The sequence below is a fragment of the Paenibacillus sp. P4_E11 genome, assembly GCF_056401635.1.
Map to the genome: position 1 here is coordinate 39,819 of NZ_JBFUIX010000030.1, position 25,909 is coordinate 65,727.

Consider the following 25,909-nt stretch of genomic DNA (forward strand, 5'->3'; position numbering starts at 1 on the left):
ACCCTAGACGACAAGCGATATCGGCTTGCAGTAGAGGGTTGTTTGTTATACTCCTGTTACTTGATCCATATGTTACCGAAGGGCAGCAGCTCGCGCAGCGTTCGCTTAACGATCCCGTCACCGCCCAGTTGCTCTTCAAAGTCCGGATCGGGCGGAGCGGCCTGAAGCAAGACATGGCCGGTTCCGGTTATTTTCCAGTGATAAGCCATGTTCTGACTCGCTAGATGGTTGCCGTATACGCACAGCTCCAGTCGAGCATTATCGGGGTAAGCGATCAGGCAGCGGGAGTCGATGAAGGAAGGACGCTCTGGATGCAGCTCCCAGTCCAGCAAGGGGCCATGGGATAAGATCCCGATCGATCCAGCCCCCGAGAAGCGCATCCGAATCAGATCTCGAGTCACCAGCATATTCCTCGCACTCTGCACGACACTATCCATCCGAATGTGATCGGTGAAGTACAGCAAGTTCCGGAATTCAAACAGCAATCGGCCCTCGCCTGAGATAGGGACGGATTCAATCGAATAGCCATAAGGAAGAGCGATATACGCGGTTGCTGGGCCGGTCAGCTTTGCTTTCAGGAATTTTTTCTTGCGAACGATCCCCTTCAGATCCAGGAACCGATCTTCCCGTTGAGAGGAAGCTCCTTGGAAGGCGACTAGCTGACGAGGGTGGAGCAGGTGAACCGCTTCTTCGGGCTCCAGGATCATTTTGATGGTAGAACGTGCAGCTCCGCCAGAAGACCGCTCGTCAGAAATCACTTGCATGCAGGTTCCTCCTCATCAACGACTTCGCAGTACGACGCGGAGCACTCGGCCCAATAAGAAATATAGCATTACAAGACCAACTGCCGTTCCGAGCATTGTGATCGTTCGTCGGTATTTGGCGCTGCGTTCCTGCTCCGCCTGCTGCAAATCCCGGATGGATTGTTGCAGTTGTTCATTCTGACGGGCCAGCCGCTCGGTTTCCTGCAGCATTTTCTGCTCGCTGTCTTTCCATTGCTGCATAGCCTCCTTCGATTCCCGCGTGACGGAATCCAACTGGCGGTTGGCATCGTCCAATTGCTGCTTCGCATCGTCATATTGATTTTGCAGCTTGTCCACCTTTCCGGGGAGATGGAATATACCTTTTACCGTATCCATAAATCCAGCAGAGGCATGCGTGGAATGAACACTGATGCTAAGACCAAGCAAGGGCAAAGCGAGCATGCCGACCATAACGACAAGTCGCAGCGTTCGATACATGTTACTCGGATTCAGCTTCATTGTTCACACCTCCAGTGAATTAGGTACTATGTTGACATTATAGAGAGTGTAAGCCCGAACAAGCATTTATGCAACAGTAGTTTGCACAAAAAGACGAATTCTGCGGTCAATAAGTTGCAGGTCTGGGAAGGTCATTTGTTGCGGCGTCTGGACAGGACCGATATAATAAGGTCAAGTTCAAACTCAGCGCGGCATGAAGGGCTACTGGGGCAGGAGTAGAGAGTTACACAGGTAGAGGGGTGGCAATGATGGAAGTGCAGTATGCTTTTCGAGCCAGCAGCTTGGCGGACACCGTCCGTTTCGCAGAAGCTCTTGGAGCTAATCTTGAAGCGGGATCGGTGCTTGCACTGGATGGCGACTTAGGGGCAGGGAAGACGAGATTATCCCAGGCGTTAGCGCAGTTCCTAGCCATCCCAAGCATCGTGAATAGCCCTACTTTTACCATTATTAAAGAATACGAGGGCGGCAAGTTGCCGTTGTACCATATGGATGTGTACCGGATTACGCTGGAGGAAGCGGACGAGCTTGGCTTGGACGAGTACTTCTACGGCGATGGCGTGACGATTGTAGAGTGGGCGAGTCGCATTGAACCGATTCTTCCGCAGGATCGATTATCCATCTATATCCATGATTTGGGCGGGGAAGACAGACGGTTCGAGCTGCGCCCAAGCGGAGATCCTTATGAACAATGGTGCAGCCGGATGAAGGAGAACGGGACTTTAACATGAACAACTATACAGGAACAGAGGGGTCATCCTCTACAAACTCAAGCAGTAAATGGCTGGCACTGGATACGTCTACGGGATCGCTTACGATTGGGTTGATGGACAAAGGGCGCACAGTCGCGCAATTCAGCTCCGAAGCGGAGCGCAACCATTCCATTCAGCTGATGCCGGCAATTGAGCGTCTGCTGCAAGAGAATGGGATTACACCAGCCCATCTGAATGGTATAGCAGTAGGACGAGGTCCGGGCTCATACACGGGAGTTCGGATTGCCATAAGTGTGGCCAAAACGATGGCCTGGGCGCTCAATATCCCGGTCATCACGGTTTCTGGCTTGGAGGCACTTGCTCTTGGAGCTTGGAGGACGAGCGACAGCTCAGAGCGGAAGCTGCTGCAATGGTTCGTTCCGCTATTGGATGCCCGCCGCCAACAAGCGTTTACCGGGATCTATGCCTTGCAGGACGGACAACGCTCCACGGTTGCTACGGACGCCATCCGGCTTGTGCCGGATTGGGTAGAACGTATCGGCCAACTTCTGGACGAGCAGTCTGTTACGCCAGACCGGATTGTGTTCGTAGGTGAGACCTCAGGGTTCCTGCCGTGGATCGAAGCACTTATGGACAAGTATCCAGGACGCGTAAGTGCGAGACCTCTGGGGATCGAAGCTGAGTCGATCGGCGAGCTGGGTTGGGAGAGGTGGCTGCGCGGGGAACAAGACGATATGCATGGCTTGATTCCGAACTATACGCAGTTGGCCGAAGCCGAGACGAAGTTGCTGGAGAAGGAAAAGCAAGGAGGCGATCCGATTGGCTGAGCACATGGAAGAGGCTGGAATCGAAGCGCCGCAATTCCGATCGATGCGAGTGGACGACATTCCGGTCATCTGCGATATTGAACTGGAAGCATTTCCAACCCCTTGGACCGAAGGGGCTTTTCATAATGAATTGACGAATAATCATTTTGCCCATTACTTGATCATGGAGCTGGGTGGAGTTATTGTGGGGTATGCAGGCATGTGGCTCGTTATGGATGAGGCGCATGTAACGAATATTGCCGTTCGGAGCGGGTACAGAGGGAGAAGGCTGGGCGAGCGGCTGCTTACGCAGATGCAGGCGGCGGCTGTCTTCCTGGGTGCGGAACGCATGACGCTGGAAGTGCGAGTCACGAATTATATCGCCCAGCGGTTGTATGCCAAGCTAGGCTTCATTCCCGCAGGTCTGCGCAAAAACTACTATACCGACAACGGCGAAGATGCCATGATCATGTGGGCCGAGCTAAGTCGTGTGGAAGGAGTGGAGCTAGCGTATGATGGAGAGTAACGCTAATAACAGCGAACGTGAACGCTGTCTGATCCTCGCCGTGGAGACGAGCTGCGACGAGACGTCGGTCGCGATCGTGGAGAACGGACGACACGTGCTCGCCAACATGGTGTCGAGCCAGATCGACACCCACAAGCGCTATGGCGGCGTCGTGCCGGAGATTGCCTCGCGCCAGCACGTCGAGAGCATCACGCTGATGCTCGACGAAGCGGTGCGCACCGCCGGCATCCGGCTCGCCGACTTGTCGGCTGTCGCCGTGACGCAGGGGCCGGGGCTCGTCGGCTCCTTGCTCGTCGGCGTCGTAGCGGCGAAGGCGCTCGCCTGTGCCCTTAGCCTGCCGCTCATCGGCGTGCATCACATCGCCGGTCATATATACGCGAATAGCATCGTCCATTCGCTGGAGTACCCGCTGATGGCGCTCGTCGTCTCCGGCGGCCACACGGAGCTTGTCCACGTGGAGACACCGGGCCGCTTCCGCATCATCGGCCAGACCCGCGACGACGCAGCGGGCGAAGCGTACGACAAGGTCGCCCGCGCCATGGGCCTGCCGTATCCCGGCGGCCCGCATGTGGACCGGCTCGCCCAGCAGGCAGAGCCGGGCGAGGGCACCCCGCTGCCTCGCGCCTGGCTCGAGGCGGATTCGTACGATTTCAGCTTCAGCGGGCTGAAATCGGCAGTACTCGCCGCGCTCAATTCGGCCAAAATGCGCGGCGACGTGATCCACCCCGTGCGGCTCTCGCGCGGGTTCCAGGACTCCGTCGTCGAGGTGCTCGTCGAGAAGGCGCTGCGTGCCGCGAAGCAATACGGCTCGCGCCAGCTGTTGCTGGCGGGCGGCGTCGCCGCCAACCGCGGGCTGCGCGACGCCTTGACGGCGCGCTGCGAGCGGGAAGGGCTTCCGCTGCTCGTGCCGCCGCTCAGCCTGTGCACAGACAACGCCGCGATGATCGCCGCGGCGGCCTACTTGAAGTGGGAGCGGGGGGAGTTCACCCCGCTCGACATGAAGGCCGAGCCTCTCTTGTCGCTCGAGGCCTGGTCCGTGCAGTAATACAAATAAAGCTCGTTCCCGCTACGCTCGGGAACGAGCTTTATTCAATTCTTCAACCTTCTGAATCGTTTCGGTAACCGAATTCAGGCCGTTCCAGAACAAGGAGAGCGTTCGATTCAGATCTTCGAGCCATTCGTTGTCCGGGAATATCGTCTGCCCGAAGTGGGAATCGCTCAATTGGCTGTCCGCTACATTTGCCGCCTCCAGGAATCCGCGGTCCAGCACCTGGTCGTTGATCGGCTTCAGCACCGACAGGAAGCCGAATCGCTGCAGCAACTGCTCTTGAATGTCGGGGCGAATGATGAACTCGATGAAGGCTTGGGCCAGCTCCGGCTCATCGCAATCATTAGGCACCATGAGACCATTGGCCACGAGCAGCGACGATTTCTTCGGCCCGAACTGCACGGGCACAGCTTGTGGCTCGAACGTCAGGCCGGATTGTCGGAAGTAGGCCAGCTCTAGTGCGGTAGTGAACACCATCGCGACCTTCTCATTCAGGAAAGGATCTTGTCCCTTCTGGTTCATGTTGAACGTATGCAAGACAGCGGTCCGATCCACGTAGAGCAGGCGATGCAATAGCTCCAAAGACACTTTAAGCTGTTCCGGGGCATCCGCAAGCCCAGCGAAATCCACATTATGCTGTAACGCGATGACCGGCCAGCGTGTATGGCTGGAAGAGATGCCGAACCCGAATTGATCCGTAATCCCGTCCCCGTTCGTATCCATCGTCAGCTCTTTGGCGGCCGCCATCATATCCTGCACCGTCCAATCGGAATTCGGAACCGCAATGCCTTGCCGTTCGAACAGATCAGGGTTATACACCATGAATACGGGACTGAAGGTGATCGGAATGCCTCTCAGTACATGATTGTGACGGAAGGCTTGAAGCAACTTAGGGTAGAAAAAATTACCGGTAATCCGCACAGACTGATGTAAATCCTCATATTCGTCAAAATCTTCTGCATCCATGAACAGGCGATCGGAGATCAACAAGATCTCAGGGACGACACCCATCCTTCTGGAGTGATGGACCGATTCCCAGAATTGACCGGCCGGGAAGCTGAGCTGAGCGACCTTGATTCCGGGAACTTCCTTCTCGAATTCCTGAATGAGCCAAGGGAAGCAATGATTCGCATAATGGGAAGGAGAAGCCGCAGCGATGCGCAGCGTTTTGGTTTTACCGATGTTCGTTTCTGTCGACGGCGCTGAGACTAACGTCCCCTGTCCCATCTTGCGTACCACGAGTCCTTCTTGTACGAGTAGCTCCAGTGCTTTCCTAACCGAAATCCGACTCATCCCATATTGTCTGGACAGCTCATTCTCGGAAGGCAGGAATTGTCCCGAACGGATCGTGCTGGCATGAATTTGTTCGCGAAGGGCATCCGCCAGTTGAATGTACAAATATTGACTCTGATTTTTTTTCATATGTGAGTGTCCTGTCTCAATGGTGACAACGTTTTCACCATCTTATCACAAATGGAGAACGCTCAGGTAGGGGGCGAGCAATTATAGTAAGACTTTCCTAAATTTTAGGACGAACTGCACAATTCAACATTTGCAACTATTTTTTCTGAAGTAATGGATTGACATGTGAGGATAATGCATACTATAATCCATAACAATATTACGAAAAACGCAAGGAACGGGAGCAGTAAGGTAAGGCATCGTCAAGAGAGCTGCGGGTCGGTGCGACGCAGTCGAGGCCACATCTGAATCTCGCCCGGGAGCGGCAGAGCGGAAACGTTCATGATAGTGATGAACCGTACGTTCAGACGGGTAACCTCCGTAATCGGGTTCATCCACAAGCGCCATACGATGTTAGGTATGCCGACTTGCAGGATGATCAAGTGGATTCGGCTAAGTAGCCGGGTCAACAAGAGTGGTACCGCGACAGACCAGCCTGTCGTCTCTTGAATGAGACGATGGGCTTTTTTATTTGCCTATTAGAACAAAAAAGCAAGGAACGGGAGTAATAATGGAATGGTGCCTATTCAGAGAGCTGCGGGTTGGTGCGACGCAGCAAGGACGATTCCCTGAACTCGCCCGGGAGCAGGGAGACGGAACGGCATGCCGCAGGATGCGCGGATTGCCCTATGTCTTCACGGTTAACCTCCGTTATGGGGTTGCGTCATTCGGCCTGCTGCATCCGCAGAGCTGAAGACGCACGAAGCGGATTCGGCTGACTAGCCGGATCAATAAGAGTGGTACCGCGACAGCAGCCTGTCGTCTCTTTTAAGAGACTATGGGCTTTTTGTCATTTGTCTTTTGTCGTTACATTAACCCTTAGGAGGACAACACAATGAATGCCAATAAACGTAAAATCACAATTTTCGATACGACCCTGCGAGACGGTGAGCAATCGCCTGGAGCCTCGCTTCATCCGACTGAGAAAATCGTACTTGCCAGGCAGTTGGCTCGATTGGGTGTTGATGCCATTGAGCCGGGTTTCCCGATCTCAAGCCCAGGTGATTTCGCTGCCGTACAGCAAATTTCCCGCGAGCTTCAAGGTGTGGAGATTGTCGGCTTTGCCCGCGCCTTGAAGCAGGACGTCGATGCAGCGGTCAGAGCTACCGAAGATGCGGCAAGTCGCCGACTGCACCTCTTCATCTCCTCGTCGCAAATCTTGCTGGAGCACCAACTGCGCAAGTCGCAGGACCAAGTTGTAAGGATGGCGAAGGACATGGTCGCTTATGCCAGACAATTCGTAGAGCGAATCGAATTCTCACCGATGGATGCTTCCAGAACGGGGGAGGAGTTTTTATTCGAGCTGGTTGAGGCTGTAGTCGCCGAAGGAGCCACCATTATCAACATCCCGGACACGATGGGCTATGCGCTGCCGGATGAGTACGGACGGATGTTCCGTCGGGTGAGGGAGCACGTTCGTGGCGGTGACCAGGTCATCTATAGTGCACATTGTCACAATGACTTGGGAATGGCGGTGGCGAACAGCATCGCGGCGATCCAGGCGGGCGTATCCCAAGTGGAAGTTACGATTAACGGAGTAGGTGAACGCGCTGGTAACTGCTCGCTGGAGGAACTCGTCATGGCCATTGAGACGCGGAAGGAAGCGCTTGGTGTCGAGACAGGTATCGTGCTTCCTGAGCTGTATGAAACTTCTCGTGCGGTCAGTCGAGCGATGCATTTCCCGATTGCCTATAATAAGCCGATCGTGGGTCGCAATGCGTTCCAGCACGAATCCGGCATTCATCAAGATGGCTTACTCAAGAACCGGAATACGTTCGAGATTATGGATCCGGAGGCGCTGGGCATCCCGCGCAACATGATCATCCTCGGCAAGCATTCTGGGCGCCACGCGATCCAACACCGCGTCTCCGAATTCGGCATTATGTTGCAGGATGAGCAATTGGAGGAGCTGTTCAACCGGTTCAAGGAAACAGCCGATGAGAAGAAGCATATCACGGACGACGAACTGATCCGTCTTGTAGGCAGCACCATCAACCAAACACTGGAGCGCTTCACGCTCGTCGGTGTGCAGGTGGCGTCGAGCAACTTGATGCACCGTATGGCATCTATCACGATAGCCGATCATTCAACAGGACAGGAGCAAGCTTATTCCGCTACGGGTGAAGGCTCTGTAGAGGCGCTGGTTCAATGCTTCAAGTGCTCGATGCCGTTCGATCTGGAGTTGATTGACTTGGAACTGCAATCGATGGCGCATGGGGAGCGGGCGAAGGCAGAAGCTGCTGTGGAAATCGTGGTGAATGGCCAGCCTTTTCGGGGATCGGCGATCGATCAAGATGTGATCATGGCCGTTGCTGGAGCTTGTATATCGGCTTGTAATCAAGCAGCCCGAGGCGGGCTAGAATCGTGTGGATAAAGTTATCCACAGGGCATGTGGATAGTGTGTATAACTCATTGAATTCCTTTACAGGACTAGCTTTATTAAGTTTTTGAAAATATGAATATGTTTTTCATACGAAACTGTGGAAACTGTGGATGGAGGCGGGCGATCGAGGCTAAAACGGTGATATTTCTCTTGCGAGAGTCACTTGGGGACTGTGGATAAAGCTGTGGATAATGGGGAGAAGTCCAACTGGTCATAAAAAAGGTAAAATGCGGATAATCTAACCAGAACTACTCTTAGAGCTTCCATGCTAAGGATGGAGGTTGTCCGTGAAATGAGTTTCAATCGTAAACGTTGCCATGCCTATCTGGGGGTGCTGCTGCTCGGAGTGCTGCTGTTTGGCGTATTACCGACTCTGTGTACAGCGGAACCCGTATCGACTTCGGGTACTGAGTATAGTGAGGGTCAGCCTCAAACACTCAGCGCGCGAAAACAACTGCTTTTGCTCGTGCCTGAGCTTGATTTTACTGTGCTGGAGACAGCCATGCAGGGGAAGGAGGGTTTGCCAAATCTTCGCTGGCTGCTGGAACATGGGGGGATAGGTGCCGTCTCTGCGCGAACCGTTGGGAAAGGTTTGGAGGATGTATACGCGACCCTTGGTGCAGGAGCTCCGGCCGGAAGTGACAAGGATGTCTATGGACTGAACACCAGCGAGGAGAAATCCGGATTGCCCGCGGGAAAACTGTATGCCCACTATCGGGGGGAGCTGCCTGAGGGAGCGGAAGTGGTCATTCCTGAATTCTCGTTGGTGGAGCAACTGTCTAGCCGTGCACGGTTTGAAGCGAAGCCAGGGTTACTCGGGGAAACGTTGAAAGCTGCGAATGTACCGCTATTTGCTTATGGCAACGCAGACGGTGAGCGACGGATGAGATTCGCAGCACTCGTGTTGATGGACCGGCAAGGGCGGATTGCTGGTGGGGATGTAAGCGCGAATATGTTGAGGAAGGACGCTAATTCGTCATTTGGAGTGCGAATGAATGGGGCGAAACTGCTGGAGTTGTGGACAAAAGCTGGGCTAGATGCGGATGCAGTTGTGTCAGTCGAGTGGGGGGATTTGAACCGGCTGGAGGAGGAACGGCTGAAATTATCTGCGGAACGGTATGAGGAGCGGAGACAGGCTGCGTGGCGTGAGTTGGATAGCTTTGTTGGTGAATGTTTGAGCGGGATGCAGGAGGGTGAGGGGATGTGGGTCGTATCGGCGGGGAATCATTTGGCTTCTCGGCGGCCTGGTACGATGATGCCCTTACTCTACTATGAGCACGGGATCGTGAGTGGCCTGTTGACTTCGTCTTCTACCCGCCGATCCGGGATTGTGACCTTGCATGACCTCACATCTTCACTTGTAAGTCGGTATACGAGCAATCAGCCGCCTGAGATGGTTGGCCACCCGATCAAGCTGAATGCAGCGAGTTCGAGCACTGCGTGGTTGTTGTTGGCAAAAGAGCTGAAGGGCATTCGCAGCGTCTATGTGCTTCGTCCGAAGCTGCTGCTTCCCTTTGCGGGCTACGAGGTTACCGTTATGCTGGCGGCGTTACTGCTGGCAAGTTGGGCGTCGTTATCCGCTGCACCGATGTTTCAAGGGGCAGGGCTGAGGCAGGGGCAGGGGCTGAAGCAGGGGCTGAAGCAGGGGTTAAAAAAATTGCTGCGCGTGTTGCTTTTGTCTATGCTGGTTGCTCCTGTCGCGATGCTGCTGCTCGGCTGGCTCATGCATATCCGCCCGGTTGAACCGGGTGTATTGGTTGTTGCTTTTTTGGTTTTATTAGCAGCGGGCAGTCTCGCTGGGTATAGACAGCCGCTTCATGCGGCCAACATCATTGCAGGACTTACGGTGGCGGGCCTGCTCGCCGATGGGTTGTCAGGCGCGGAAGGCATAAAGCGCTCGTTATTGGGGTACGACCCGGTAGTGGGCGCGCGGTTTTATGGGATGGGCAATGAGTATATGGGCGTGCTGCTTGGTGCGACCCTGTTGGCCGTTTCTTATGGGCTGGAACTTTGCTGTAAGCAAACGGGGGTTGAGTATGCAGTTGGCGGTAAAGTTGCGTCTAGGCACGGCGCGACCGCACAGCGGGCAAAACGACAAAGTGCCGCGCCTGAGCGTTGGTGCGTGAGGGCAGGAGCCGGCGGTAGCACTGGCGCCGAGCAGTCAGCGTGCCTCGCGCCACGCGCGACTGTGGCACGCTGGCGGAGCCGCCGGCGTTTGAGTCGCGTTGCGGCTGCTGCGGCGGTCGCCTGCTACGCCGGCGTCGCGCTCTACCTCGCCGCGCCGCAGCTCGGCTCCGAAGCCGGCGGGGCGATCGCTGCGGTCGTCGCCTTCGGCCTCGCCTGCCGCAGCTCGCTGCCGCGGGCTTGGCGCCGCACTTACAAGCGCCGCGCCGCCGCCGCCCCGCTTGCGCCCGGCCCCACGCTCGCGCCTCGTGCGCAGCGCTCGCGCGTACTCAAGCTGCGCCGCCGCGCCGCTGCCGCACTTGCAAGCAGCCCCACGCTCGCGCCGCGCGTATTGCGCCCGCGAGTGCTTACGCCGCGCCGCTCAGGCCATCTGCGCCTAACGCTCGCCTTCGTAGGGCTTATCGTCCTCGCCCTCGCCGGGCTGTGGCTGCTGAACGTAGTCTTGCCGCAGCCATCAGGCGGCCCCAGTCACATCGGTCGTGCGATGGACTGGATGCGTGAAGGACGCTTCGACCTGATCGAAGCTATGGTATGGCGCAAACTGCAGATGAACATCCATCTGCTAGGAGTCTCCGTATGGAGCAAGGTACTGCTGGCCGGTCTACTCGTTATGCTCGTCGCCGTTCTACGCCCGCGTGAGCTGAGTAAACGGAAGAGCAGCCATCCGTTTCTCATGGATAGCTGCTCCGCCATTACAATTGGAGCCATAGTGGCTCTTATATTTAACGATTCGGGCATAGTCGCCGCGGGCACCATGATCGTATATGCGGCCGTCCCGCTGCTGTTACTGAGGCTTTGAGTAGCTATTTATGTGCACTGCACAAGGGAGGAGGAGGTTACTGTACAGAATAGGGGAACACACTTCTCTTATCTGCTATTTTTAGCGCGTATCGTAAGGAATAGAAGAACTCAGTTCTTCTATTCCTTACTTGGGATCCATTTACAAGGCTATATCCAGAAATAAAAGAACTCAGTTCTTCTATTTCTGGATATCCCATTACCAATTGACCAATAAAAGAACTGAGTTCTCTTATTGCCGAGATCCCTTATTTGGCTCGAGACAGCAACCAACTAACCAACCAATACCTTAACTAAGCAACGCTTCCCACTGCTCATAAAGCGGCTCCAAGGCCACTTTCTTCTGTTCAATGGCAAGATTACACTCCTGCACCGCCAAGTAGTCGTTGTACACATCCGGCTGCAGCAAATCCGCTTCCAGCGCAGCAACCTCGCCTTCCAGCGCAGCGATGTCCGCTTCCAACTGCTCGAGCTTACGCTGGCGGCTCCGCTCCTCCCGCTTCTGCTGCTTGTCCACCGCAACACCTGCTGCTCCCGCTTTCGCACTCCCGCCAGCAACAGTCGCTCCTCCCGCACTCGCATACCCGCCAGCAACGGTCGCTCCGCCTGCTTTCGCATTCGCTCCACCACCCGCACTCGCGCCCCCGCCAGCACCTGTTCCTCCAGCACTCGAGCTCCCACCAGCAACAGTCGCCGCCCCCGTTCGAGCCGCCCCGCTCTCACCTGCGGTCATCTGTGGAGCCCCGCCCCTGCCACCTGCCGCACCAGAGCCAGGCTGCGAGCTGCCTCCTTTGCTTGCAATTTTAGCCAAGCGCTCCGCTTCAATCTCAGCCAGCTCTTGCTTTTTCTCCACATATTCGTCGTAATTGCCCAAGTAACTGGTCATCCCGTCTGCAGATAGTTCCAGAATTCGCTCCGCCATCTTATTAAGGAAATAACGGTCATGGGAGATGAACAACAGGGTCCCGTCATAGTCCAGCAATGCGGATTCGAGCACTTCCTTACTGAATAAGTCCAAGTGGTTCGTAGGCTCGTCGAGAATGAGCATGTTGGCCTGCAACAGCATCAGTTTCGCGAGAGAGACACGTGCTTTTTCCCCGCCGCTCAGAGCGGAGATAGGCTTGAACACGTCTTCGCCGCTGAACAGGAAGTTGCCCAACACGGTTCGTATTCGTGCCTCTTCCAGGTGTGGATACGTATTCCATAGCTCATTCAGCACATTCTGGTTTGGATTTAAGCCCTGTTGCTCTTGATCGTAGTAGGCGATGTCGACATGAGTGCCCCATTGCAAAGCACCTGTGTCAGGCTTACGCTCCCCGATTAGTGCCTTAAGCAGAGTAGATTTACCGACTCCGTTCGGGCCGATCAACGCAACTGTTTCACCCCGCCGTAGCTCGAACGAGACATTGTGGAACAAGGGCTTCACATGTTCTTCGAATGAAACAGCCAAGTGCCGGGCATTCAACACTTCCTTACCGGAAGCACGACCCGCTTCGAATCGAAAAGATGCTTTCTTCAGCTCGCCCATCGGCTTATCGAGACGGTCCATCTTTTCCAGCGCTTTGCGGCGACTCTGTGCCCGCTTGGTCGTTGTCGCCCTCACAATGTTTTTCTGGATGAAGTCTTCCATACGCCCGATTTCTTCTTGCTGCTTCTCGAAATGCTTCAGTTCAATCTCATAATCAGCTGCTTTCAGCTCAATGTACCGACTGTAATTTCCCGTGTATCGTTTGCAAACATTGCGTTCGATTTCATAAATGCCGGTTACGAGCGCGTCCAGAAAGTAGCGATCATGTGACACGACCAGGATGCCGCCAGGATATCCGCGCAAATATCCCTCCAGCCAAGTAAGCGTATCGATGTCCAGATGATTCGTAGGTTCGTCCAAAATCAACAGTTCAGGCTCCTGCAACAGCAGCTTGGCTAGCGCCAATCTTGTTTTTTGGCCTCCGCTGAGCGTATCGATCCGAGTATCCGAAGGAAATCCGCCGAATCCCATCCCGTGCAGCACGCCGCGAACTCTAGCTTCGATCTCGTAACCGCGCTGTTCCCGGAACCGCTCCGATTGGACGCTATAACGGTGGAGCACGTCTTCGTATTTTTTCTCGTCCGATTGAACATCCTGATCCGCCATAAGCCGCTCCAGCTTCCTTAGCTCCTGCTCGGTCTCAAGCAGTGCAGCGAATACGGTCAGCATTTCGTTCCAGATCGTTTCATCAGACTGCAGCCCGGTGTTCTGGGACAAGTAACCGATTCGGGTTTCCTTCGCTTTGAAAATATCCCCAGAGTCAGCAGAGATGTGCCCCGCGATAATCTGCAGCAGAGTTGACTTGCCCGCCCCGTTGGCCCCGACTAGTCCGATCCGCTCACGCTCCAGCACTTGCAGCGATATGTTAGACAATATAGGTCTGATTCCGTAACTTTTCTGAATATGGTTAACTTGCAGTAGCATGTACTTGACCTCCGAGAGAATGTTGCCTATTTCCTATACAAGTTTACCTGAAATCCCAATACTTCACTAGTATACACTTCGCTTTTCCACATCGTATGCTTGAAGGAATAGTGGAGGGAGGCGTGAAGGTGCACAGGTTGAGACAATTGTTGCCACTAATCCCGCTAATCCTGACTCCGCCATTGATCCGAAAAGTATCGAATATCTCTAGTCGCCCCTACCGACTTGTCCGTATTATCGCTATGCTTCTTCTCCTGCTCGTTACGGAAATTTATGCCCACGGATATGCGGTCGATTTACATATGACCTCGCCAACGATGATTCATTCGTCTTCAACGCCTGCACACGCCAAAGAACCTCTGACAATCATGACTTTCAACATCAGGCATGCCCAGGGGCGAGATGGTCAAATAGATTTGAATCAGGTCGCTGCTTTGCTGCGCGATATGGATGCGGATATTATCGCTTTGCAAGAAGTGGACCGATTCCGCCGAAGAAGCGCCTATCAGGATCAGGTTCAGACCCTTGCGACAAGCCTGCAAATGCAGTGGAGGTACGCCCCTAGTGTGGAACAAGGGAGTAGCCAATACGGCAATGCCATCTTGTCGCGTTTTCCGATCGAGCAGAGTGAATTCATCCGTCTGTCGGGAGAGCGCGAGTCGCGAAGTGTGCTGGAGACTACGATAAGGGTCGGGCCGCTTCCGCTGAAAGTCGTTACGATGCACCTCGGTGTAGGACTTGCCGACAGACTTAACCAGATGCCGCTGCTTCTGGAGCGAATTTCCTCCTATGACGGGCCGACCGTGCTGATGGGGGACTGGAACATGAGTGCCGTCGATCCCTTATTGCAACCCCTAACTTCGAAATGGACGCTGCTTGCGCTTCCTATAGAGGCATCAACGGTGGAGAACGGTCGTCAAATCGACCATATCTACATTAACTACGGGGGCATTCAGGAAGAGGCATGGACCCATTTGACAACATCCTCCGACCACAAGCCTGTGTTGGCCCGAATTATGCGGCCTTGAACGTACCTTCTCCTTTTTTAAGAGATGTGTGTTATGTTAAACTAGAAACAAACCAGTAGCCGGATCAAAAGGGGACCGAATGGGTATGCAGGAACTTAAAAAACAGCTGCGGCGCGAGATGGAAATGAAGCGCTCAGCCTTATCGCCTGCCAACAGATTGGATAAATCAGCCGATATTTGTCGGTTGGCCTTGAACTCCGTACTGCACCAATTTTTCGCAAAAAGCGCAAACGAGCAGTCCGGTGATCAAGCGGCACCTATACTTTTCACATATATCCCGGTCCGGGCAGAAGTTGATGTCACTCCGATTGTGGAATGGTGCTGGGAACAGGGGATCGGGGTAGCGGTTCCACGTGTCGTTTCGGAAGAACGTCGTTTTACTTTGCATCTCATTCGAAGTTTTGATGATTTGCAAGTTGGCGCATACGGAATCCGGGAACCGAAGGCAGAAGTGCCTGTGCTGGCAAGCTTGGACCGGGTGAAGCTGATGATCGTTCCTGGGCTTGCTTTTGATGAACAGATGGGTCGTCTTGGGTATGGGGGCGGATATTATGATCGGTTTATGGAGGAGTGCCAGGATCAGTCTGGCCAGGAGCCATTCAAGCTCGCATTGGCGTATGATATTCAGCTGGTTCCAGATGTACCGATGGCGTCCCATGACTTGCGAGTCGATGCAGTTGTGACCGAGTTCCGGATCCTTCACAAAAAGTTATAAAGTTCGCAGAGGACGGACCGCGTAAAATGGAGTATACTGAAACTAGGCTGGAACATCTGTATGGTGAAGAGGTGAGTTTGGATGGAGGACACGAATAGCTCCTTGACGCATTTTAATCCACAAGGACGAGCCCGAATGGTGGATGTATCTGATAAAAGTGTAACCAAGCGCACAGCTACAGCACGCACGACGGTAACGATGCGTCCAGCGACGCTTGCTGTTATTAAGGAAGGCAAGGTTGGCAAGGGAGATGTGTTGGCAGTTGCACAAGTAGCGGGCATTATGGCTGCGAAGCAAACGTCCAACTGGATTCCGATGTGTCATCCATTACCGCTAAGCGGAATTGATATCGCCTTCACGGATAATGGGGAGCATGAGCTGTACATTGAAGCAACCGTCAAGACGACTGGACTGACCGGCGTAGAGATGGAAGCGCTGACCGCTGTTTCCGCTGCTGCCTTAACCGTGTATGATATGTGCAAGGCTATCGAGAAGGAGATGTCGATCGGACCGACTCAGCTGATTTCCAAGACAGGCGGGAAGAACGGCGATTTTACTCGCACACATACGTAATCGTAACAAGACATAGCCATACTGGAGATACAACTACGAAGTAACTTTGCTTCGCAAAGTCTTAGATTATGCTTACGAAGTGACTTTACTTCGTAAAGTCAAGTTAATGCTTACGAAGTGACTTTACTTCGTAAAGTCTGGGGAGGGAGCTTATGCGCTGGAAGGTAGGCCTATTAACGGCGAGTGATCTTGGATCCCGCGGTGAACGAGAAGACACCAGTGCACAGGTTATTCGCGAACTGGTGGAAGAAGAACTGCATGGCGATATTATAGAATACCGCGTCGTTCCAGATGAGACTGATGAGATTATGGCAGCTCTGATCGAGATGACAGACTATTATAAGGCGGACTTGGTGCTCACGACCGGAGGTATCGGAATGGGACTTCGCGATGTCACGCCGGAAGCGACCCTGAAGGTCGTAGATCGGTTGGCTCCAGGTTTCGCCGAGGCGATGCGAGCGGCCATGCTCCAGCGGTCTGCGTACAGCATGCTGACCCGAGGTGTTTCCGGTATTCGGGAGCGAACGCTCATCCTGAACTTGCCTGGTACGCCCAAGGGCGTGCATGAGAGCTTGGCCGCTGTGATGGATCAACTGCCTGCTGCTTTAACCCAGTTGAAGGGCCGGGCATGGGAGCCAGAAGAATGAGCCGGCCGCAGCAGACTCGCATGTTGGAAGTGAAGGTCGAGGATGCCGTCGGTCTTGCATTGGCCCACGATTTGACGCAGATTGTACCCGGGCAATTTAAAGGCAGGAAGTTCAAAAAAGGCCACATCGTGCGAGCCGAAGACATTCCCGAGCTGCTTCGTATTGGGAAGGCGCATCTCTATGTGCTAGAGCTTGGGGTACACGACTTGCATGAAGATGAGGCCGCACTTCGAATGGCTCAAGCCGTAGCCGGTGTGAATGTAAGCCTGACCGAGCCGAGTGAAGGCAAGGTGCTGATCCGTTCGGCGATTAATGGTCTAGCCCGAATCGATAAGGATTTTATTAACGGCATGAATGCCGTCGACCAGATCGCCATGGCGACCATCACCGACTTCTCAGTTGTTGGGCCCGGGCAATCAATCGCCGGTACGCGAGTAATTCCTCTCGTAGTGGCCACGGAGAAGATTGAAGCCGTCGAACAGGATGCCGCCGCCTGGAGATTTGAACACGGTGGCCGTGCTCCCGTCAGTGTCGTTCCGTTTAACCGTCTCCGCGTCGGATTGATTACGACGGGGAGTGAAGTATATACCGGACTGATCGAGGACAAATTCGGTCCAGTCGTCCGGGAGAAGGTCGAAGCGCTCGGTTCGATCATTGTGGGGCAACGGCTGTCGCCTGACGACAGCGATGCGATCGTTCAAGAGATTCGACATTTTCAGAAGCAGGAAGTAGACCTCATATTAATTACGGGAGGGATGTCTGTCGATCCGGATGATCGCACACCGGGGGCTATTAAGCAAGCAGGGGCTCGAATTGTCAGTCATGGTACGCCGATGCTGCCAGGGTCGATGCTGATGATGGCCTATATCGAACATACTCCGATTATGGGGTTGCCGGGATGTGTCATGTATGACCGTTTCACCTCATTCGATGTGTTGCTGCCCCGCATATGCGCGGGTGTGACGATTGAGCGCAATCACATCACAGAGCTTGGTTATGGTGGTCTTCACGCGGATAAAGGGTAGTGGGCATGAAACGAGCAAGAGGTTCTTATTATGAAGGAGGAGTTTATTATGCCAAACATCGGAACAACGGGGTTTATCCTAATTATTTTAGTTGCATTGCTGCTGTTCGGACCGAGCAAGCTTCCTGAGCTTGGACGTGCTTTCGGTCGGACGCTTCGCGAATTCAAGAACGGTGCCAAGGACATGATGGGTGAGTCGGAAGCGGAGAATCGCAAAGAAGTTTCTTCTACGACAGCCTCACCACGGATAGATCAAGTAAAGCCAGTAGAAGTGGTGAATGAAAAGAAGCTGCCGGATTGATGCGGCGGATCTGTTCGATTCATTCCCGTATTCTGGCATGTTAGGTTGGTGACCGTGTAATGAAAGATGAAGCCGCTTCATTGGTTGACCATTTGACTGAGCTTCGCAAGCGCATCATATGGGTATTAATCGTTCTGGTCGTGTCTATGATCGGGGGGTTCTTCGCAGCCAAGCCGTTGATCTCGTATTTGGTTAGCGTCGAGCCGGCTGCGAGCCTCAAGATGCCCTTGAACACCTTTTCTCCTTGGGACGGAATTCGGATATTCATGCAATTCGCTTTTGCCGTAGGCTTGTGCTTCACCCTACCGTTTGCGCTGTATCAATTCTGGTTATTCGTGAAGCCAGGACTGACCGAGCTAGAGCACAAATCGACACTGCGGTATATTCCGGCAACCGTGTTTCTGTTTTTACTTGGGTTGTCATTCGGTTATTTCGTTGTATTCCCGATGGCGTTCTACTTCACCTCCTCGGTGACGAAGAGCCTGGGGCTTACAGAAACGTATGGCATCAGTCAATATTTTACGTTTTTGTTCAATATCGTTCTTCCTATGTCGCTTTTGTTCGAACTGCCGATTGTGGTCATGTTCCTGACCAAGATTCGCGTGCTCAATCCTAAGCGATTGAAGAAAATGAGACGATTTGCTTACATCATCCTGGTCGTCATAGCGACATTAGTTACGCCGCCTGATTTCATCTCGGATATACTGGTCGCGATTCCTCTTATTATTTTGTATGAGGTCAGTGTGTTGCTGTCAGGTACGATCTACCGCAAGCAGCTGGAGCAGAAGCGCAAGTGGGAAGAAGAATACGGAGAAGGCCCTGTGGCCTCCGCTGAGTAAGTAGCAAGGCAAACGTAAAGGGCTGTCCCTTAAGTAGAAATCTACTTGAGAGACAGCCCTTCTGTGTTGCAGACGTGGCTAGTGGATGAGTCCAAGCAACACTTGCACATCGAACTTGTCGAACCGATCATTGCTGTTGAGATCTTTGTCAGCCTGCGAATGGCTGTTCATGAATCGAACAACATCGTCAATATGGACACCATCCTCCATACTGTCGAGTTGCACGCTTAAGGCATCGAGCCTGCTCAATGTTAGGATAGGTGCATTTAATTGCAGCAGAGGCTGATTATTGGGTAGCTGCAGAGCCCCGGGAAGGAGGCTGAGCTTCACGTTCTCCCCAGCCCCGATGGGCTGACTTAGCTTCAGCCTGATCCGCATATCATCCGCATACGACGCAGGAACACTGCTCACTTGAATAACGGATGCGCTCGTTCCCGATAAGTGGAAGGCAGATAAGCTTGGGGTCGAAGGGAGTTGAGCCGGCGTCGTGAAGGCGACTTCCAGTGTGGTCGCATCGATCATCCGGGCGAATCCAACGTGGTCTTCGTTCTGCACCTTCCTCGGCTGAATCCGATAGGTTCGGAACGTTTGACCGTCCTCGGCCGTTACTTTCAGATCGTACCAGCTTTGCTGCGTGCTCAGGTATAATTGAATCGGTCCACCTGGGATCAAAGAGGGTGCTTGACTCCAAGTCCCACCCCCATAAGTCGATCCGGTTACGGAATAGGTGGCATTGCCGTCGGATAAGCTAATCTGAACATGAGCCACCTCTTGTGTGGACGGAACATACAACTCATACAAGAACGTACCACTTTGGAACTGCGGGGACAGCACTTCACCGCTCGCGGGGATGATATCGTTCAGAAAGGCGTTGCTCGAGCCAGTTCGTGTAACCTTGACCGAGTACGTTCTAGTAGAGTCATCCTCTGCTCTAACAGTTATGCCAATCGTATTAGGACCGACATCGAGAGGAACGTTAGCCCCAGTTGCGGTCACGCCGTACACTGCGCTAGTAACCGAACTAGTCACGGATGTAACAGAAGCACGGGAATCCTCTGTAGTGAAGTGTAGGTGAGCCACACTAGTCTCGTAAGGTACCTTGAGCTGGTAAGACGGCGTTCCGGGCTGGAATGGAATCGATTGGCCTTCCATGGTCAGAGAGCTTAAATTTCCGTTGCTGCTGAGCGGTCGGGTGATGACCACATCGTCGATCAAGTGTCGGCTGTAGCTGCTCCCGGTGCTGGCAGCGAAGCCGATGTCGGAATAAGTGTTGGATAACGAGCCGGACCAATTCAGTTTGAGTTTAGGTGAACCGTCCGAATTGTAGTCCATATAGGTTTTAACATTAGTTGCAGTCACTTCAATCGTTACGGTATGCCAGCTGCCGTTTGCGATAGTAGTGTCTTCTACTTGCTTAAGCTTGGTTTCCGGATTGTCTTTGAATAGAGTGATGTGACTCCTGGAGGGATCCCAACCGTTAGACCACGTATCGAACTCCACGCCATAGCCGTTGCCTACTTCGAATCCCATACCGCCGCCAGGTACTAGCGCTTCGCTCTTCCTCTTGTTGAACATAAATACTAGACCGTCTGCAGGAGAACCGGAAGAAAGGATTTGATAGCGGAATGACACGGTGAAAGGCGGGGCTAACGGTTGCTTCAGCCAAATGACGCCAGCCTTATTAGTAGAGGGGGATGTGAGCTGCATTGTGCCGTCCGTCTGAAGCTGTGCATCTCCATATAACTGCCATGATGATGAGTTCGAGGTGAACGAGTCGCTGACTACAAGAGCTTGACCTGTTGGGACTGTCACAGCTGCTTGAGCGGAGATAGAGGTGATCAGGATTCCTATGACTAGCAGCAGAATAAGGATACCATAACTTTGAAACTTCAATCGATTTGTAGAAAAAAACAACTTACTTCCCTCCGTTCAGCCTATACTTCTTTTATTATACGCTTATTTTGGGCGGAATTGGTACACTTTCTCCTATAATAATATGACCGACTTGAAGTCTATCCATCAGCAGGAACTCATTATTGATACTTGCAAAACGATTGAAAAATGATTATCATAAAAGATGTTATTAGCACTAACCACATTCGAGTGCTAACAAAAGCTTAACAATCCATTCACCACTTTAAAGGAGGCAGTTTTTCCATGATTAAACCGTTAGGTGATCGCGTCATCATCGAACCCATCGCTAAGGAGGAAACAACAGCGAGCGGCATCGTTCTGCCGGATACGGCCAAAGAAAAGCCGCAAGAGGGCAAAGTAGTAGCTGCAGGTATCGGACATGTGAAGGACGGTCAACGTACCGCTCTTGAAGTGAAAGAAGGCGACCGCGTCTTGTTCTCGAAGTATGCTGGTACTGAAGTGAAGTTCGAAGGCAAAGAGCTGCTCATTATGCGTGAAAGCGACATTCTAGCCATCTTGGCTTAAGCATAACAGGCTTAAATAAACAATACTTAGAACAATCGGGAGGGTTATTCCACATGGCAAAAGAAATTAAATTCAGCGAAGACGCCCGCAGAGCAATGCTTCGCGGCGTAGACGCTTTGGCGAACGCTGTTAAAGTAACATTGGGTCCTAAGGGCCGTAACGTTGTATTGGAAAAGAAATTCGGCAGCCCGTTGATCACTAACGATGGTGTAACCATTGCCAAAGAAATCGAACTCGAAGATGCATTCGAGAACATGGGCGCACAGCTTGTTAAAGAAGTAGCGACCAAGACTAACGATGTTGCCGGTGACGGTACAACTACAGCTACAGTATTGGCTCAAGCGATGATTCGCGAAGGGCTGAAGAACGTAACCGCTGGCGCTAACCCAATGGTTATCCGCAAAGGAATCGAGAAAGCTGTCAAAGCTGCTATCGAAGAACTGCAAAAGATCGCAAAGCCGATCGAAGGCAAGCAATCCATCGCTCAAGTTGCCGCTATCTCGTCCGCTGACGATGAAGTGGGTCAACTGATTGCAGAAGCAATGGAGAAAGTCGGTAACGACGGCGTTATCACCGTTGAAGAATCCAAAGGCTTCTTGACCGAGTTGGAAGTTGTAGAAGGTATGCAATTCGACCGCGGTTACATCTCCCCGTACATGATTACCGATACGGATAAGATGGAAGCTGTATTGGATAACCCATACATCTTGATCACCGACAAGAAAATCTCCAACATCCAGGAAATTCTTCCTGTACTGGAGAAAGTCGTTCAACAAGGCAAACCACTCGTCATCATCGCAGAAGATGTTGAAGGCGAAGCGCTTGCTACGTTGCTAGTGAACAGACTTCGCGGAACATTCACTTGCGTAGCTGTTAAGGCTCCTGGCTTCGGCGATCGCCGCAAAGCTATGCTGCAAGACATCGCGGCTCTGACTGGCGGCCAAGTGATCACCGAGGAACTCGGTCTTGACCTGAAATCCACTCGTCCAGATCAATTGGGTAGCGCGCGTCAAATCCGCGTAACCAAAGAAAACACCATCGTTGTTGACGGTGCTGGCGACAAGAAAGACATCGGCGCTCGCATCCAACAAATCCGTGCGCAATTGGAAGAAACCACTTCCGATTTCGACAAAGAGAAGCTGCAAGAGCGTCTGGCCAAATTGTCCGGCGGCGTAGCGGTTATCAAAGTCGGCGCAGCTACCGAAACCGAATTGAAAGAGCGCAAACTGCGCATCGAAGACGCCCTGAACTCCACGCGTGCTGCTGTGGAAGAAGGTATCGTGTCCGGTGGTGGTACAGCTCTCGTGAATATCTATGGCGCTGTTGCAGCTGTTAAAGCTGTTGGCGACGAGCAAACAGGTGTCAACATCATCCTGCGTGCCTTGGAAGAGCCAGTTCGCACGATCGCTGCGAACGCGGGTCAAGAAGGCTCCGTTATCGTTGAGCGCCTGAAGAAAGAATCCGTAGGCATCGGTTATAACGCAGCTACCGGCGAATGGGTGAACATGTTCGAAGCTGGGATCGTTGACCCGGCTAAGGTAACTCGCTCCGCGTTGCAGAATGCTGCATCCGTTGCGGCTATGTTCCTCACTACCGAAGCGGTTATCGCTGACAAGCCAGAACCTAACAAACCATCTATGCCTGACATGGGCGGCATGGGTGGTATGGGCGGCATGATGTAAAAACGGGGTAAAACCCTTGATGCATAAGGGTTTGTGGGAGTGATGGAGGCCATTTGACCTCATTCCGACCTCATTGCTTCGAAAATTAGAGGTTTTTCATGAGTTGTTCAAACTTGTGAGAGGCCTCTTTTTTCATAGATTTGGTCACATGCATATAGACACTTTTGGTGGTGTCGTCATCCTTATGTCCCAGACGTTCCATGATCTCCGGTAAGCTAACTTTGGCCTCCGCTAATAAAGACGTATGGGTATGACGTAAGGAGTGGGGAGTAAGCTTTGTATCCAGTCCAGCGAGCCCGAGAATTCGTTCCATGCGATATTCAATCATCTTGATGTAGATTGGATAGCCGGGATAGTTTTCAAGGTTGGTGAAGACGAACCCTTTGTCATGATAGGTCTTCCGGTGGAGCATCTTGATTTCATTCTGCATGGCCTTATAACCCTCCAACTCAGCGAATACCGTGGGGGAGAGGTCAAACTTGCGAATCGAGTTCGCCGTTTTAGGCGTTAGCAGCTCATACTTCTTGATGGAGTTGGTAGGGTTGTAATAGGTCTTAGTAATACTGATGGTATTTTCTACTGTATCGAGGTCACTCCACTTCAAAGCGCACAACTCACCCGAACGGATACCGCTGTAGGCTAACAGTAAAAAGATAGGATAGTCTCCGGTCAAACCATGCGTTTTAGCTGTCTGGAGGAAATGAGACAATTCTTCTTTCTCCAGGTACTTCGGAACTTCCTTGGTGTTCTCGATCTCTTCAACGGTCTTAATGGTTTTTGGCACTTTTGCAAAAGTGGTGGGATTCACCTTGATAATATCGAATTCCACGGCATAGCTAAAAAGCATCCGACCAGTGGTGTGTATGCCCTCTAATGTCGTTTCCCCAACTTTCCCCTTAAGGTCAATTAATGCGTCTTGGTACATCTTCTTTGTGATATTTTTGCACTTCACGTTCTCGAAGTAATTCAGTAGCCGGGCCGACTCGTGTTTCCGCACTCTAACCGTGCTTGGTTTAACTCCTTTTTCATAGAAAGCTAACCAAGATTGCACAAGCTCTTTGAACATCATTTCTTTTTCAAATACATGCGTACCCTTGTCTATTTCATGTTGGTGCGTGACAGCTGCAGACTGAGCTTCCTTCTTCGTGCTGAATCCATTCGGGAAGTCCTTGCTCTTACTAATCGTTTTCTGAATGCGTTCGTTGGTGACGGGATCCCGGCCGACATCGATCCGATAACTCCATTTGCTTCCTCTCTTGCGGAAGGTTGCCATTATTGACCTCCTGTATTGAAAGACTGTCGCCAAGGATTTATAATAGACTCAAAGAGAGCAGGGCATTGCCCTTCTCCATATAGCGAAACAAAGGATGCGACTCTTGGCGGGGTGGGCATCCTTTATTTTTGATTATAAGTGTGTGGTTCTATTAAAACAATAACGGATGCGCGGGATAGACTTCATGGGGATCAGGTATAAGAGGGTAGCCGTTTATCCCGGCGATGACGTTCCATGCTACGGCGTTCCTGTAGCCACTAGCGCCACACTTTGAACAGACACCATGATGATACAAAGAAAGCCTCCACAACTCGTCTGAGGTAGCGTGGAGGCATTTGGTGCAGTAGAGGTAGTTCATAGACCATCCCTCTCGCTTAGAATCCCATTTTTTTGATTACTGCCTCTAGCCCGAATGGCGAAATTGCTCCTGGTGTTAGTTTATTAGTAGTTAAATATCCGATCACTTTACCATTCTGTAATATCATAGGCGGCTTACTTGCTAGATCATTAAATGCACTTGTGTCAGAAAATTCACTACCATAAATACCAAATTCGTTCCATATACTTTTTGTTTGAAACTTGCTGCCATAAGTGCCATATTCGTTTAACACCGAATCTTTATCGAAAGTATCAGTAGTTAATTTACCTAAGTATGTCTTCCCATCATTAGAATACAGTAATGGTGCATCTTTAGTTGATGGTGCATTTGGTGATGCTTGTGGGGTAGGAACCGAAACATTAGGAACAGCTGTTTGTGTCGATTTTTGAGTTATTTTTAATCTATTAGAATACTGATCATTAGTAAGTTTCTTATTTATCCATAGATCCGCATCTGCATATGAAGAAACAATTTCTGCAGAATAGACATTGTTCACATAATAATTTATTCTTGACTCTTGCGAACTTGTTATTCCTACTAATGACGCGAGTTTCATAATAGTATCTGCATCTTTTGTTGAATCCCCAGTAGAATCTAAACGAATAGATAAATATGAACCATATTCATCATAGATCAAATTTGTGTTTTTGCCTCCTACTTGTTTGGCAAAGGTCAATACTCGGTTCACGGTTTCATCTGGATTATTAAAAGTATCCGGTAACGGCAATGAAGCATTCACGCTATAGTTATCAGGTATCCAAGTAACTTCCACACCTAGATTACGAAGGGCAGAAATAGGTACCATAGTCTTGCCCTCGAAAATCATTGCAGGAACTTCTCCTGGATCAATTACTTTTCCGTTCGATATTAATTTTACAATCGGATTTCCTTTATAATCCCCGTTAATACTCGAAGCGCTTACCACTGTTCCAAAACATAAGAATAATACCAATGCCACTATAATCTTCTTCATTTCTACTCTCCTTAGTTATATATCACCATCGGTTGGCGAATTTGCTTGATCTATGTAATTCCATTATCCACAGTTTGGAATAGTTGTCTATATTTCTATCCCGTATTAAAGATAGGAGTTTTTTCCTAATGATTAGCTTACACTTGATGTTATAATTGAATTGACAGACTATTTACACAAAGGTGTGTACATCCCGGCGCAGAGCAGTCGAAAAACTACTCTGTTATAAGTGTCTACTCCTTATTTGGAACGGGTGTCCATTCGTATAGGTCGTCTATCGGTATCTTGAAGAAATGAGCGTACCTCTTGGCAGTTGCTAGGCTCATTACACTTCTTTTATTCGAGTGATTGGACACTTCCTGGGCGGTAATACCTAAGGCTCTGGCGAGCTCACTAGGCGTTATCC

At 51.8% G+C, this 25,909-nt stretch carries 23 protein-coding genes and 2 other annotated features; of the genes, 15 read left to right on the forward strand and 8 right to left on the reverse strand.

Annotated features, from left to right (window positions below):
* Positions 1–56: 56 nt before the first annotated feature.
* Together AC1DWB_RS13835 and AC1DWB_RS13840 are read right to left on the reverse strand one after the other, a co-directional pair.
* Positions 57–764 carry an AIM24 family protein gene (locus tag AC1DWB_RS13835; protein WP_477541658.1) on the reverse strand — a complete coding sequence of 236 codons (708 nt, stop codon included), beginning with the start codon at positions 762–764 and terminating at the stop codon, positions 57–59.
* Positions 765–779: 15 nt separating this feature from the next.
* Complete coding sequence (locus AC1DWB_RS13840) at positions 780–1,262, reverse strand: hypothetical protein (protein WP_477541659.1); 483 nt, start codon at positions 1,260–1,262, stop codon at positions 780–782.
* Between the two features lie 245 nt (positions 1,263–1,507).
* On the opposite strand from AC1DWB_RS13840, the gene tsaE reads away from it, so the two are divergent.
* Genes tsaE through tsaD form a run of 4 tightly spaced genes read left to right on the forward strand, consistent with a single transcriptional unit; the run spans position 1,508 to position 4,349 of the window.
* Entirely contained in the window at positions 1,508–1,990 is a 483-nt protein-coding gene (gene tsaE, locus AC1DWB_RS13845) for a tRNA (adenosine(37)-N6)-threonylcarbamoyltransferase complex ATPase subunit type 1 TsaE (protein WP_477541660.1), read from the forward strand.
* Complete coding sequence (gene tsaB, locus AC1DWB_RS13850) at positions 1,987–2,799, forward strand: tRNA (adenosine(37)-N6)-threonylcarbamoyltransferase complex dimerization subunit type 1 TsaB (protein WP_477541661.1); 813 nt, start codon at positions 1,987–1,989, stop codon at positions 2,797–2,799. The genes tsaE and tsaB overlap by 4 nt, the downstream gene beginning before the upstream one ends.
* Before the next feature lie 4 nt (positions 2,800–2,803).
* On the forward strand, positions 2,804–3,304 hold the full coding sequence (gene rimI, locus AC1DWB_RS13855) for a ribosomal protein S18-alanine N-acetyltransferase (RefSeq protein ID WP_477541680.1): 501 nt from the start codon (positions 2,804–2,806) through the stop codon (positions 3,302–3,304).
* Entirely contained in the window at positions 3,291–4,349 is a 1,059-nt protein-coding gene (gene tsaD, locus AC1DWB_RS13860) for a tRNA (adenosine(37)-N6)-threonylcarbamoyltransferase complex transferase subunit TsaD (RefSeq protein WP_477541662.1), read from the forward strand. Before rimI ends, tsaD begins: the two co-directional genes overlap by 14 nt.
* 21 nt (positions 4,350–4,370) lie before the next feature.
* Here tsaD and AC1DWB_RS13865 read toward each other — a convergent pair whose 3' ends face one another.
* Positions 4,371–5,774: an extracellular solute-binding protein gene (locus AC1DWB_RS13865; RefSeq protein ID WP_477541663.1), complete on the reverse strand. Its 1,404-nt coding sequence runs from the start codon at positions 5,772–5,774 to the stop codon at positions 4,371–4,373.
* Positions 5,775–5,978: 204 nt separating this feature from the next.
* Positions 5,979–6,263: a binding site (T-box leader), on the forward strand.
* Between the two features lie 36 nt (positions 6,264–6,299).
* Positions 6,300–6,583 (forward strand) — a binding site (T-box leader).
* A gap of 65 nt (positions 6,584–6,648) precedes the next feature.
* Between AC1DWB_RS13865 and AC1DWB_RS13870 the strand changes: the two genes are divergently transcribed.
* Entirely contained in the window at positions 6,649–8,187 is a 1,539-nt protein-coding gene (locus AC1DWB_RS13870) for a 2-isopropylmalate synthase (RefSeq protein ID WP_477541664.1), read from the forward strand.
* Between the two features lie 301 nt (positions 8,188–8,488).
* A complete protein-coding gene (locus AC1DWB_RS13875; RefSeq protein ID WP_477541665.1) occupies positions 8,489–11,179 on the forward strand; it encodes a hypothetical protein in 2,691 nt (896 codons plus the stop codon).
* Between the two features lie 288 nt (positions 11,180–11,467).
* Here the strand turns inward: AC1DWB_RS13875 and AC1DWB_RS13880 are convergent, their stop codons facing one another.
* Entirely contained in the window at positions 11,468–13,630 is a 2,163-nt protein-coding gene (locus AC1DWB_RS13880) for an ABC-F family ATP-binding cassette domain-containing protein (protein ID WP_477541666.1), read from the reverse strand.
* A 128-nt stretch (positions 13,631–13,758) separates the two neighbouring features.
* Here AC1DWB_RS13880 and AC1DWB_RS13885 point away from each other — a divergent pair, with 128 nt between their 5' ends.
* The 7 genes from AC1DWB_RS13885 (at position 13,759) to tatC (ending at position 18,757) form a co-directional block, all read left to right on the forward strand.
* The gene (locus AC1DWB_RS13885) at positions 13,759–14,658 is read left to right on the forward strand and encodes an endonuclease/exonuclease/phosphatase family protein (RefSeq protein ID WP_477541667.1); all 900 of its coding nucleotides are present in this window, start codon (positions 13,759–13,761) and stop codon (positions 14,656–14,658) included.
* Between the two features lie 85 nt (positions 14,659–14,743).
* Positions 14,744–15,373 carry a 5-formyltetrahydrofolate cyclo-ligase gene (locus tag AC1DWB_RS13890; protein WP_477541668.1) on the forward strand — a complete coding sequence of 210 codons (630 nt, stop codon included), beginning with the start codon at positions 14,744–14,746 and terminating at the stop codon, positions 15,371–15,373.
* Between the two features lie 81 nt (positions 15,374–15,454).
* Positions 15,455–15,946, forward strand: coding sequence for a cyclic pyranopterin monophosphate synthase MoaC (gene moaC, locus AC1DWB_RS13895; RefSeq protein WP_477541669.1), 492 nt, complete (start codon positions 15,455–15,457; stop codon positions 15,944–15,946).
* 152 nt (positions 15,947–16,098) lie between these two features.
* On the forward strand, positions 16,099–16,593 hold the full coding sequence (locus AC1DWB_RS13900) for a MogA/MoaB family molybdenum cofactor biosynthesis protein (RefSeq protein WP_477541670.1): 495 nt from the start codon (positions 16,099–16,101) through the stop codon (positions 16,591–16,593).
* Positions 16,590–17,618, forward strand: a complete 1,029-nt coding sequence (locus AC1DWB_RS13905; protein WP_477541671.1) for a molybdopterin-binding protein — start codon at positions 16,590–16,592, stop codon at positions 17,616–17,618. The genes AC1DWB_RS13900 and AC1DWB_RS13905 overlap by 4 nt, the downstream gene beginning before the upstream one ends.
* Before the next feature lie 48 nt (positions 17,619–17,666).
* Positions 17,667–17,918 (forward strand): twin-arginine translocase TatA/TatE family subunit, encoded by a 252-nt coding sequence (locus AC1DWB_RS13910; RefSeq protein ID WP_477541672.1) that lies wholly within the window; start codon positions 17,667–17,669, stop codon positions 17,916–17,918.
* 59 nt (positions 17,919–17,977) lie between these two features.
* Positions 17,978–18,757, forward strand: coding sequence for a twin-arginine translocase subunit TatC (gene tatC / locus AC1DWB_RS13915; protein WP_477541673.1), 780 nt, complete (start codon positions 17,978–17,980; stop codon positions 18,755–18,757).
* Positions 18,758–18,835: 78 nt separating this feature from the next.
* Here the strand turns inward: tatC and AC1DWB_RS13920 are convergent, their stop codons facing one another.
* Positions 18,836–20,671 carry a cadherin-like beta sandwich domain-containing protein gene (locus AC1DWB_RS13920; RefSeq protein ID WP_477541674.1) on the reverse strand — a complete coding sequence of 612 codons (1,836 nt, stop codon included), beginning with the start codon at positions 20,669–20,671 and terminating at the stop codon, positions 18,836–18,838.
* Between the two features lie 243 nt (positions 20,672–20,914).
* Here AC1DWB_RS13920 and groES point away from each other — a divergent pair, with 243 nt between their 5' ends.
* Both groES and groL read left to right on the forward strand, forming a co-directional pair.
* Entirely contained in the window at positions 20,915–21,196 is a 282-nt protein-coding gene (gene groES / locus AC1DWB_RS13925; protein ID WP_477541675.1) for a co-chaperone GroES, read from the forward strand.
* A gap of 53 nt (positions 21,197–21,249) precedes the next feature.
* The gene (gene groL, locus AC1DWB_RS13930) at positions 21,250–22,878 is read left to right on the forward strand and encodes a chaperonin GroEL (RefSeq protein ID WP_477541676.1); all 1,629 of its coding nucleotides are present in this window, start codon (positions 21,250–21,252) and stop codon (positions 22,876–22,878) included.
* Between the two features lie 85 nt (positions 22,879–22,963).
* Here the strand turns inward: groL and AC1DWB_RS13935 are convergent, their stop codons facing one another.
* The 3 genes from AC1DWB_RS13935 to AC1DWB_RS13945 form a co-directional block, all read right to left on the reverse strand.
* Complete coding sequence (locus AC1DWB_RS13935) at positions 22,964–24,151, reverse strand: site-specific integrase (protein ID WP_477541677.1); 1,188 nt, start codon at positions 24,149–24,151, stop codon at positions 22,964–22,966.
* Positions 24,152–24,525: 374 nt separating this feature from the next.
* Entirely contained in the window at positions 24,526–25,503 is a 978-nt protein-coding gene (locus AC1DWB_RS13940) for a hypothetical protein (RefSeq protein ID WP_477541678.1), read from the reverse strand.
* 233 nt (positions 25,504–25,736) lie between these two features.
* Positions 25,737–25,907 (reverse strand): helix-turn-helix transcriptional regulator, encoded by a 171-nt coding sequence (locus tag AC1DWB_RS13945; RefSeq protein WP_477541681.1) that lies wholly within the window; start codon positions 25,905–25,907, stop codon positions 25,737–25,739.
* Positions 25,908–25,909: the final 2 nt, after the last annotated feature.